The organism is Eubacterium xylanophilum ATCC 35991 (genome assembly GCF_000518685.1).
GTDB lineage: Bacteria > Bacillota > Clostridia > Lachnospirales > Lachnospiraceae > Eubacterium_F > Eubacterium_F xylanophilum.
The window spans coordinates 1-11165 of sequence record NZ_JAEB01000041.1; the positions used below are offsets into that span (position 1 = coordinate 1).

At 38.9% G+C, this 11165-nt stretch carries 9 protein-coding genes and 1 rRNA gene; 8 read left to right on the forward strand and 2 right to left on the reverse strand.

Annotated features, from left to right (window positions below; genetic code table 11):
- From L877_RS0106970 to L877_RS13495, 3 genes are all read left to right on the forward strand, one after another.
- Positions 1 to 278: ribosomal RNA gene (locus tag L877_RS0106970) — 23S ribosomal RNA — on the forward strand; the annotation flags it as partial.
- Positions 279 to 527: 249 nt separating this feature from the next.
- Positions 528 to 2636: a leucine-rich repeat domain-containing protein gene (locus L877_RS0106975; protein WP_026835461.1), complete on the forward strand. Its 2109-nt coding sequence runs from the start codon at positions 528 to 530 to the stop codon at positions 2634 to 2636.
- 49 nt (positions 2637 to 2685) lie between these two features.
- On the forward strand, positions 2686 to 4827 hold the full coding sequence (locus L877_RS13495; protein WP_026835462.1) for a leucine-rich repeat domain-containing protein: 2142 nt from the start codon (positions 2686 to 2688) through the stop codon (positions 4825 to 4827).
- Positions 4828 to 4916: 89 nt separating this feature from the next.
- Here the strand turns inward: L877_RS13495 and L877_RS13900 are convergent, their stop codons facing one another.
- Together L877_RS13900 and L877_RS0106990 are read right to left on the reverse strand one after the other, a co-directional pair.
- The gene (locus tag L877_RS13900; protein ID WP_084554814.1) at positions 4917 to 6251 is read right to left on the reverse strand and encodes an alpha/beta hydrolase-fold protein; all 1335 of its coding nucleotides are present in this window, start codon (positions 6249 to 6251) and stop codon (positions 4917 to 4919) included.
- 178 nt (positions 6252 to 6429) lie between these two features.
- A complete protein-coding gene (locus L877_RS0106990) occupies positions 6430 to 8055 on the reverse strand; it encodes a L,D-transpeptidase family protein (protein ID WP_026835463.1) in 1626 nt (541 codons plus the stop codon).
- 230 nt (positions 8056 to 8285) lie between these two features.
- Here L877_RS0106990 and L877_RS0106995 point away from each other — a divergent pair, with 230 nt between their 5' ends.
- The 5 genes from L877_RS0106995 to L877_RS12545 form a co-directional block, all read left to right on the forward strand.
- Complete coding sequence (locus L877_RS0106995; protein WP_026835464.1) at positions 8286 to 9062, forward strand: sugar phosphate isomerase/epimerase family protein; 777 nt, start codon at positions 8286 to 8288, stop codon at positions 9060 to 9062.
- 23 nt (positions 9063 to 9085) lie between these two features.
- Positions 9086 to 9400: a hypothetical protein gene (locus L877_RS13500; protein WP_051437733.1), complete on the forward strand. Its 315-nt coding sequence runs from the start codon at positions 9086 to 9088 to the stop codon at positions 9398 to 9400.
- Positions 9401 to 9412: 12 nt separating this feature from the next.
- Positions 9413 to 10546 (forward strand): tRNA guanosine(34) transglycosylase Tgt, encoded by a 1134-nt coding sequence (gene tgt, locus L877_RS0107005; protein ID WP_026835465.1) that lies wholly within the window; start codon positions 9413 to 9415, stop codon positions 10544 to 10546.
- An 11-nt stretch (positions 10547 to 10557) separates the two neighbouring features.
- Positions 10558 to 10842: a preprotein translocase subunit YajC gene (gene yajC / locus L877_RS0107010; protein WP_026835466.1), complete on the forward strand. Its 285-nt coding sequence runs from the start codon at positions 10558 to 10560 to the stop codon at positions 10840 to 10842.
- A gap of 179 nt (positions 10843 to 11021) precedes the next feature.
- Positions 11022 to 11165, forward strand: a 144-nt coding sequence (locus tag L877_RS12545; RefSeq protein WP_034784994.1) for a transposase, incomplete at its 3' end; no start/stop codon positions are given.

Consider the following 11165-nt stretch of genomic DNA (forward strand, 5'->3'; position numbering starts at 1 on the left):
CGGGCGTAGGATATTTGAGAGGAGCTGCCCTTAGTACGAGAGGACCGGGGTGGACTGACCTCTGGTGTACCGGTTGTATTACCAAATGCATCGCCGGGTAGCCAAGTCGGGACGGGATAAACGCTGAAGGCATCTAAGCGTGAAGCCCCCCTCAAGATAAGATATCCCTGACTATAAGTCAATAAGACCCCTTGAAGACGACGAGGTAGATAGGTCCGAGGTGGAAGTGCAGTAATGTATGTAGCTGACGGATACTAATAGGTCGAAGGCTTGACCTTATAAGCATTAGAGAATGCTTGGTTATGAGGTCTCGTTAAAAGAGATTCAGTATGTAGTTTTGAAGGTACAACCCTTGTTAAGAAATGCATTTAAGAAAGAAGCAATTTAATTGCTTCTTTTTTTTGTATATCCAGCTATATGCCATTTTTCTGATATATTTTCATCAATAAACTGACATAATTGTTTTATATAATAATATAAGTGGAGCGGATAGAAGAAAATATGCTCTACATCAGGAGGACGAAACAATGAAAAAATATTTAATGACAATACTAATGTTAGCATCCTTCGCTGTTTTGTGTTCATCAACGGTGATGGCGAAGGAAAGAAAGATTAATTATAAGGTCAAAAATGGGACTATGATAATTACTGGAAAGTCAGGGATGCCAGATCATGTTGATTTTGGAAAAAAGAAATCAACTAAGAATATTAAGAAGTTGATTATAAAAAAGGGTGTGACTTCAGTTTCAGATGATGCCTTTAAAAACTGCAAAAAGCTTAAAAGCGTTAAACTGGCAAAGACAATATATAAAATAGGTTATAATGCGTTTGAAGGAACAGCTTTAAAGAGAATTACAATACCAAAGAGTGTCAAGTATATCGGAATTTTTTCGTTTAATAATTGCAAGAATCTCGAGGAAGTGACGGCTCCCGGAGATTTTAGTTTATTAGGTTCAGATGAATTCAGCATAAATAATAATGTGCTAAAAAAATTGATATTTAATACCCCTATCAAATGCGATTACAACTTGGCATGTACGCAATTTAATACAATCGATTATGTAGTCGATAAGAATGATAAAAATTATAGCTCGCACAATGGAGATATTTACTCCAAGGACGGTAAAAAGCTGGAATTTGTATCGAGACATAAGATAGATTTCAAGATATATAATAAATGTGAGACTATTTATACTTATGCGTTTAATCATGCTCTCGGTGACGATTGTTATGTTACCTGCGATAAGATTAAGAAAATCACTATTCCTTCAACTGTAAAACACGTACTATATGAGTGTCATGATGCATTTTTCCCTAATACTGTTTTTGATGTGGATACATCCGGAATGGGAACGGATGATATATGCAGATTGTGTATGTTTATAAGACTACGTAATACTGAGAAGTACTTATCAAAGGATGTGAAGAGAGAAGGAAATGTTCTGCATGTTAGGGAAAAGAAGCTTTATATTGATGATGATTACGATGATATATATTTTACAGAACCGCAGAAATATGACAATCCAGTCACAGTGGAGACAGGAAGCGCAGAAGTTGATCCCTTCTCTAACCCTACGGAAGTAGATGTAACTCGCACAGAAAACAGGGAATATTATAAGTTTTCAAAGGAAATGGCAGGAAAGAGAATCACCTTTAATGTCAAAGAAGACGGACTATTTATCTTAATAACTAATGGAAATATTAAGTTGTATAATGAGAAGTCAAAGCTGGTATCGCTGTATCCGATTGTAAAAGCTGGGGAAAAATTTTATCTCCAGTTGCCGGAGACAATGACGAAAAAGTATAGTGTGAAATATGCATACGTAGTGAATCTTAATTGGAAGTCTCTGGATACAGAGGATGTGGATGAGATTTATCAAGTAGGCAATGGTGGTTACCAATACTTTGATTTTTCGATGAAGAAAACAAGAGATTATGATGTCAGAATAACCGATTATAAGAATGCAGGGCTTGCAAATATAAGTTTTGTAATACAAAAAAAGGTAGGAAAGAAATGGAAAGACCGAACTACTCAAAGAAAAATGGTAACAGGAAAGGATTGGATGCAATATAGTGGTCTTTCTACAGGAAGCTTTGCAAGGCATTTTCTGACTAATCTGGAAAAGGGAAAGTACAGATTAAAGATCAAAGCGAAAAAGGGCGCCATATATACGGTTTTCGGCAATAGGATTGAAAACTCAGGAAAAGCACCTGTAAAGATGGTTAGCAATCGCAAAAAAGCGCCGGAATTATTCGAACGTGAGGCTGGTATAGATGAGGATGGTGTTAGTGATTTTTACAGGAAGGGACATTTTACTCAAACCAATGCCAAGACCCACTGGTACAAATTTACCAAAGATATAAAAGCAAGCGGAAGAATTCGAGTAGAAGTAAATGGTGCTTCAACCGGTAAATACGAGGTGAGTTTGTACAAAAAAGGCAGCTCCAAAAAGCTTCGCACAAAGTATATAAATCCAGGGAAAATTTTGAAGAACCCTAAGAAGTCGTGGGATAATGGAGTGGTAAACTTTAGGGTAAAGAAAAAGGGCGTATACTATGTGAAGATTCATAGGTTTAACAAAAAGTCGACAGCATCATACGTATGCTCATTTCAGTATTTGCAGGCTAGAGTTTGATATAATAAAGAAAATAAATGTGAATTAAAGTAGTTTGGAGGAAAAGAAAATGAAAAAAATATTACTGACAATGTTATTACTTGCAGCCTTCGCTGTTTTGTGTTCATCAACTGTGATGGCGAAGGAAAGAAAGATCAATTATAAGGTCAAAAATGGAGTTTTGACGATTACAGGTAAATCGGCAATGCCTAATTATATTAATTTTGGAAAGAAGAAATCCACAAAAAATATCAAAAAAGTAATTATAAAAAAAGGCGTGACATCTATTTCCAGTAATTGTTTTGAGAATTGTAAAAAGCTTAAAAGCGTGAAATTGCCGAATACTCTATTCAAAATTGGCGATTTTGCTTTTAGAAATACCGCAATAAAGAAAATTACAATTCCTAAAAGCGTTTATTATATTGGATATATGGCATTTGGTAAATGCAAAAATCTTAAAGAAATAACAACACCCTCATATGCTTGTTCATATGGCAGTGACGAGGATGAGATAAGTGATACGGTAGCAGATAAAGTAATATTCACCACTCCTATCAAAAGTACGCGTTCTATATCATTTTCTCTGTTTTTTACGAAAAATTATGTGGTATGTAAAAAGGATAAAAAATATAGTTCACATTACGGAGATATTTATTCTAAAGATGGAAAGAAATTAATACATATTTCTCGGTATAAGGATAGCTTCAAACTTTATAGCAAATGTGAGACTATATGCGCGAATGCTTTTGTAAACAATGTCGGAGATGAATGCTATGAGTCATGTAATAAGATTAAAAATATTACAATTCCGGGAACAGTAAAGCATGTATTAGGTGAAGTTACTGAAGGATGGTTTCCTAATACTGTGTTTGATATAAATACTTCTAATATGGGAACAGATGATGTTTGCAGATTATGCATGCTTATAGGTATTGAAAATGCTGAGAAATATTTATCAAAGGATGTTAAAAGAGAAGGAAATGTTCTGAATGTAAGAGAGAAAAAATTATATCTTGATGAAGCTTATGATACGCTCTTGTTTGATGATCCGGCTAAAGATAAGTCGAAACCATCTGTTGAAAGTGGCACATCAGAAGCGAAATCTTATGTTAATCCTACGAAAATAGATGTATCGCTTACAACAATAGATGTGACAGATACAGAGAACGATGGATGCTATTGGTTTAATGAAGAGATGGCAGGAAAAAGAGTTGATATTAATGCTAAGAGAGAAGGAATATTAGTCTTTTACAGTGATGAAAAGATTAAATTATATGATGCCAATAATAAGCTCATAAATTATTATCCATATGTTAAAGCAGGGGACAGGGTATTTCTTCAATTACCGAGTAAAATGAAAACAGGTAATGCTGTAAAATACATTCATATTCAGGATATATATAAAAAGTCAGCAAATGTCGACACGCCTAATAGGGAAGTGTTTAAAGTTGCCACCGGCAAGAACCAGTATGTTAACTTTTCATTAAAATACAGAACTAACCTAGGGGTTTCAATAATAGATTATAAAAATATAGGAAACGCCAAGTTGAGTTTTGTTATACAAAAAAAGACAGGAAATAAGTGGAAAAACTATTCTTCTACTCGAAAGTTGATTAACGGAAACATTATAAGTGACAAAAAATGGATAACCACAGGCTGTTATGAAAGAGAGTTTCAGACCAATCTTGACAGTGGAAATTATAGATTAAAAATAAAGGCAAAAAAAGGATCGATATATGAAATAAATCTGAGCGATAATAATTTATCCGCCTTGGCACCTGTGAAAATATCAAATAAGAAGAAAAATGCACCGGAGTTATTTGATTATGATTATGAAATAGATGGAAACGGCGTTGCAGATTTTTACAGAAGAGGAATATTTACCAAGACTAATGGAATGAATCATTGGTATAAGTTTACCAAAGATATAATTGCAAACGGAAGAATTCAGGTAGAAATACATGGTGCTTCAACTGGTAAATACGAGGTGAGTTTGTACAAAAAAGGCAGCTCCAAAAAGCTTCGCACAAAGTATATAGATCCAGGGAAAATTTTGAAGAACCCTAAGGAGTGGTGGGATAATGGAGTGGTAAACTTTAGGGTAAAGAAAAAGGGCGTATATTATGTGAAGATTCACAGGTTTAACAAAAAGTCGACAGCATCTTATACATGCTCGTTTCAGTATTTGCAACCTAGAATTATATATAATTAAGAAAAATAATCCGAGACAGGACTTGCATATCGTTTGTCCATCTCGGATTATTTTATGCTATACTATGTCTAAAAGACGAATAAGTTGTTTTAGTGATTGAAGATATGCTGCGCAAATACGTACAAACTTGAGCGCCATACCTGCCAACCGTGAGCTCCACCGCCGTCTGTTCCATTGATGTTAAATCCACCTGTCTCGAAGTAGAAGTGTGGAGTTCCATTTGCCACCAATGCGTTGTGGTAAGTGAGTGGTGAGTCGCCTACAACGTTGTCATTGGTTCCCTTGATAATCATCAAAAATGTTCTGTCCTTATACCAATCGGCAACTTTGAAGTCCTTCTCACTGAAGAGTGCTCCGTCTCCGACTACACCGGGAGCCGGCTCGAATGCGCCGATATATCCAAAGGTCTCAGGCATCTTCAAACCGATATTAAGTGACTCACGTCCGCCCATTGACAATCCTGCGATTGCAGTATTGTTTCGGTCAGTGAGAGTAGAATAGTGTGAGTTGATAAATGGCATGAGGTCATCTCTGAGGTCATTGATGAAATTGTCATGAGCTGCAAAGTGAGCCTCGTCCATATCGCCTGTTCCCTGATCATTCATTCTTGCTCTAGAGTTAGGCATTACAACTATCATTTCTTTTGTAAGTCCCTTGTCCACTAGGTTCTGGATGATATAACTAACAGATCCCTGCTTCCACTCATCCTCGTCTCCGCTGATTCCGTGGAGAAGGTAGAGTACAGGATACTTTTTGTCTGTTGTATAATTCTTAGGAAGAAGAATACATACATTTCTGTCTTTTCCAACAGTCTTTGATGGGTACTGGATTTTCTGAACCTCAGGGTAGTAGTCCTCGTCATCAGAGAGATCGGCATTGTACTGCTTTGGACATACAAATTCAAAATCCTCGAGTTCCCATGGTGCCTCAGTAGGTGCGACAGTAGGTGTCGCAGTAGGAGCCTCTGTTGGAGCAACCGTAGGTGCTACAGTGGCAGCTGCTGTTGGTGCAATTGTCTCAACTTTTGCGGGATTTGTTGTGGCAGCATTTGCATCAACCTTTTTTTCTGTCTTGCGTTTTTTGGCTGTAACTAACACTTTTACTTTACCTAGCTTTCTTGATTTTTTCTTGTTTTTTTCTGTGACTGTGATTACGGCAGATCCGGCCTTCTTTGCTTTTACAACCCCAGATTTACTTACTGTTGCAATACTTTTTTTGGAAGATGCAAACTTGTAAGTTGCTTTTTTGAGCTTATTCTTGATCTTGATTTTTGCATTCTTGCCTTCTACAAGTTTAATTGTCTTTTTGGCAAGCTTTGCTTTTTTGGCACTTGATGCTGCATCTGCCTGGACCATAGTTCCAGTTGCGATTACAGCAGTTCCGAGTACTAATGAGATTATTTTTTTTGACTTATTAGTAAACATCGTGCTCCCTCCTTTTGGTTATTTTCTTTAATAATACAAAAATTGTTGGAATCTTACAATGATTTAAGAAGAAAGATATTTGACGTTTTGCGAATTGATAACAATAAGACAAAAAAATATTCCGTAACCATCGAGGGTTACGGAATATTTAAATTATATATATTTGATTATTTGCGAATTAGTATCCGACCTTCTTGCCGTTTTTCTTCATGTATCCTGAGATGCGTTTTGCGGCATAGTCCTTCTTCTTCTGTGAATCTGAGATTGCAGGATCGGTTGGGTCATAGTTTACACCATTGGACTTAGGCATTGCAAGTTTGCCAAGTGGGCCAGGTTTCTTGGAAGAACCTACTTTGATCTTGACTGTTGAACCTGTAGAGGCATAGTCATAAATCCACTTTGCGTCGGCAACGGCCATTCTGATACAGCCTGCTGATGCAGGTGATCCAAGCAAGTTGAATCTATATGATGGAAGAGAGTTGTGACTTGGTGCGCCTACAGCGATTGAGTGGAAGTAAACATTTCCAACAATGTGTGAGGCCCATCTAGCATAGCAAACGCTTCCATCTGGCTCGTGCATCTCCTTGAGAGAGTACTTGACGCTAATTCCATTGCTGCAGATTGAGTATGTTCCGATAGGTGTATATGATGAGTGCTCGTGAAGTGAACCTGTTCCGGCAACAGTCGATGTGTCACGTCCTACACAAACTGTACATGTCTTAACCGGGATATCATACTTTCCTGTATCTTTATTCTTCATAAAGATAGTAACTGTACATGCAGCACGGTTTACTTCTATATAGAAGTTATTGGTATGGCTCGGACCGCTCTTCTTGAGTTTAAGAATCTTGGTGAGATCGGTCTGCTTTACATTATTAATATAGTAGAACTTGTACTTCTTGCCTGCGTACTTTTCATATACCCAGCCATTTTTGCCCATGTGCTTTTTGTTGATTCGATAATTATCCTCGGCGAGAAGCACCTTCTTACCCCATGTAGAATATCCGTAAGCCTTAACGGAATAACGTCCTACATCTACATTAGAAGCTTTTACAGAGATGCTTGATTTTCCGGCAGTCTTGGTAACGGTATATGTACCTACCTTTTTCTTCTTGTTACCGAGCTGGTAAATCTTAAATTCAGCTGACTTGATATTGCCGGGGATGTAGGCATTGGTCAGTTTGAAGGTAGTAGTGGCATTGTTGTTTCTCTTGATCTTGAGAGAACCATTGATCACTTTCATATCAGCGATTGCCACATCCGGAAGCTGACGCTTCTTGCCGGTTGTAGGAACAACATAGGCCTTAACGGTATATGTGTCGAACTTGTAGTTAAGCTTCTTGAACTTAATATCTGCTGTGAACTTTGTCTTGCTTGCGTTCTTAGCAGTTCCATTTTTTGAGTAAACCTTCTTGCCCTTGCTATTGTAAATTCTAAAAAGAACACCTTTGACGCCCTTTGCGTACTTGACACCCTTTACAACAACTTGGAAAGACTTCTTCTTCTCGAGAGCCTTGGTCTTATTTACCATAAATGTTGAAAATTTTGGTGCCGGAACCGGTGTTGCTGATGCTTTTGGCTTCGCAGTTGCTGATGGAGTCGCTGATGGAGTGGTGCTAGCTGAAGGTTCAGCACTTGCTGTCTCTGCAGCGGGAGTCGCTGTTGCCTCTGCCACTTTGGCCAAAGCAGTGGTTGAAGTAGTCTGTGCCTTTGATGTGCCAGCATAGTTTCCAGAAAAAACTGATACAACCATCGCTGTAGCGAGCATCAAAGAAAGTCTTGATCGTTTGTTTTGTGTAAACATCTTTTTTCCTCTTTTCTCATCTGATATGCACCCTTTGAAAAATACTCGCGGGGTGAGTTTTCATATTAATCGTGTAAGAATTATTTTCTCACGTTTTGGTTTCTTTGTCAAGACTATCATGAAATTGTGTTATAAAATTGTTAATACAGAAACAGATTGAAATATTTTCGTATTGCCTTTATAATGAAAGAGGAACAAAGTGTGACAGGAGTTACAAAGGTGGTGGTGTTTTGAGGAAGTTTTCAGTAGTTTCTTTGGAGAAAAACTTCGATAAGCTCAGGAAAATAAGGGAAGAAAACGGGGTGGCATATGAAATCAATGATTTTTACATGCCGAATTTGCTGGATGATGAGAATCGGATAGATAAGTTGATAACGACCTATAATAATGAAAATATTCCGCCGGAGTCCACTATGCACGGAGCATTTTTCGACATCATGGTATTTAGCGACGATGAGAGAATAAGGGAAGTGGCCAAGTTTCGCGTAAACCAATCCATGGAAATCGCAGAGCGATTGGGAGTATCCGGCGTGGTTTTTCACGTCAACTGCAACCCTTTGCTTGACGGCGAGGCCTACAATCGCGGCGTTATAGAGCGCACGGCGGAAGTCTATGAGGAGTTATTGGAAAAATATTCCGAGACGAATATTTTTCTTGAGAATATGTTCGATGGCGGACCATTTATCTTGGAAAAAATAAGTGAGAAGTTGTGTAGATATAAAAACTATGGGGTGTGCTTGGATGTGGCCCATGGAACAGTGACCGGAACTCCATTGGAAGTTTGGTTTGAGCGACTTTCTTCATATATAAAGCATATCCATATAAATGACTGCGATGGAAAGAAAGACTTGCACTTGCCGGTGGGACGTGGTAAATTAATATGGAGTGATGTTTTTGGATTGATGGATAGATATGCGAAGGAAGCCTCTGTGCTGATAGAGGTTACAGATCCGGTCGGCCAAGAGCAATCCATAGAGTACTTAAAAGCCAACGGCTTTTGGAGTTAGAAATATTGAAAGAGAGATAAGAGATGGAAAAACAAGCTGATAAGAAGAGTTCATATCCAAAAAGCGTACGTGTGATGGCAGTGGCGGGTATAGTTATATTGCTGCTTTTGTATGTTGTGACTTTTGTTGCGGCGCTGACTACATCGCCTCAGAGCCCGGGGCTTTTCAAGATGAGTATAGGAGCATCGATACTCCTGCCTATAATTTTTTGGGTATATATGAGATTGGCGATGCGAGTTTCCAAGGGCGCTAGGGATGGTGCCAAGGAGTTGGCCGAGGGCGGCATAGCGGATGCGGCTCGAGCAGGAAGCAGGAAGGCCGATGAGACCGAGGAATAAGAGGAGAAATCAATGTTCAAGATACTAGCAAGAGAAGGAAGCGCGAAACGCGGAGTGTTGGAGACACCTCATGGAGATATCGAGACACCTGTTTTCATGAATGTGGGAACTCTGGCTGCTATAAAAGGAGCTGTGTCCAGCGAAGACTTGGAACAGATAGGGACACAAGTGGAGTTGTCGAATACCTATCATCTTCACGTGCGACCTGGCGATGAGATTGTGAAGAAGCTTGGAGGCGTGAGAAAGTTTATGAATTGGGATAAGCCTATTCTCACCGATTCAGGTGGATTTCAGGTTTTTTCCCTGGCGGGACTCAGAAAGATTAAGGAAGAGGGCGTGTACTTTAGCTCCCACATAGATGGCAGGAAAATTTTCATGGGACCGGAAGAGAGCATGCAGATTCAGTCAAATCTGGCGTCAACTATTGCCATGGCATTTGATGAGTGCGCTCCCCATGATTCTTCGAGGCAGTATATGGAGGATTCTGTCAACCGAACAACTCGATGGCTTGAGAGGTGTAAGGTTCATATGGACAAGTTAAACCAGATGGAGGGCACTCTTAATAAGGAGCAAATGTTGTTTGGAATTAATCAGGGCGGAACATTTTCCGATATCAGAATCGAGCATGCCAAGCGCATTGCGGAGATGGACCTTGATGGATATGCCATCGGGGGACTTGCGGTGGGTGAGACTCACGAGGAGATGTATGAAACTATCGAACATGTGGTACCGCATCTGCCTGCGGAAAAGCCGGTCTACCTCATGGGGGTCGGAACTCCGGAAAATATTCTGGAAGCTGTAGAGCGCGGAGTTGATTTTTTTGATTGTGTATATCCGGCGCGTAACGGTAGACATGGACATGCGTATACCAATCATGGCAAGATGAATCTTTCTAATAAAAAATATGAGCTTGACGACAGACCAATCGAAGAGGGGTGTGGTTGCCCAACTTGTAGGCGACACACAAGAGCATATATCCGTCATCTATTGAAAGCCAAAGAAATGCTCGGACTTAGATTATTGGTATTGCATAATTTGTATTTTTATAATACAATGATGAAGGAGATTCGCGAGGCAATCTCTGAGGGACGCTTCGCTGAATATAAGAAAAACAAGATTGAATCTATGAGATCAAATAATAATTAAGGAGGAAAACAATGCCAGCAGGACAAAACATAGCTGTTATCGTATTGTGGGCAATCATCTTGATAGGAGGTTACTTCCTATTAATAAGACCACAGAAGAAACAGGAGAAGCAAAGAGAAGCGATGGTTACATCACTCGCCGTTGGAGATAGTGTATTGACAACAGCGGGATTCTATGGAGTGGTTATCGACATTCCGGATGATAATGTTGTTATCGTGGAGTTTGGTGGAAACAAGAACTGCAGAATTCCTATGAAGAAGGATGCGATTGTGGAAGTCGAAAGTGCGAATAAATGATGAATGAGAAAGCCAGAGTTTGCTTGAAGTGGACTCTGGCTTAATTGTATAGCAATAAAAATAAACCACCGGCTATGCCGGTGTGACCCGCATAAGCTTCAGCTTCAAGAAAAAACTCCTATGTTATAATAGAAATGGTTCGCCAACCATACTATCAATAACATAGGAGGGATCCAATAATGGATATGAATAGTTTAGCACATACAAAGTGGGAATGTAAATACCATATTGTATTTGCCCCAAAGTTTCGTAGAAAAGTAATCTATGGAAAAATACGAGCTGATGTAGGAAACATACTTAGTATGTTATGCAAAAGAAAGGGA

Bases quoted from the DNA above. Each gene is read 5' to 3' on its own strand.
- L877_RS0106975 (WP_026835461.1), top strand. From the start codon at position 528: ATGAAAAAATATTTAATGACAATACTAATGTTAGCATCCTTCGCTGTT.
- L877_RS13495 (WP_026835462.1), top strand. From the start codon at position 2,686: ATGAAAAAAATATTACTGACAATGTTATTACTTGCAGCCTTCGCTGTT.
- L877_RS13900 (WP_084554814.1), bottom strand. From the start codon at position 6,251: ATGTTTACTAATAAGTCAAAAAAAATAATCTCATTAGTACTCGGAACT.
- L877_RS0106990 (WP_026835463.1), bottom strand. From the start codon at position 8,055: ATGTTTACACAAAACAAACGATCAAGACTTTCTTTGATGCTCGCTACA.
- L877_RS13500 (WP_051437733.1), top strand. From the start codon at position 9,086: ATGGAAAAACAAGCTGATAAGAAGAGTTCATATCCAAAAAGCGTACGT.
- tgt (WP_026835465.1), top strand. From the start codon at position 9,413: ATGTTCAAGATACTAGCAAGAGAAGGAAGCGCGAAACGCGGAGTGTTG.
- yajC (WP_026835466.1), top strand. From the start codon at position 10,558: ATGCCAGCAGGACAAAACATAGCTGTTATCGTATTGTGGGCAATCATC.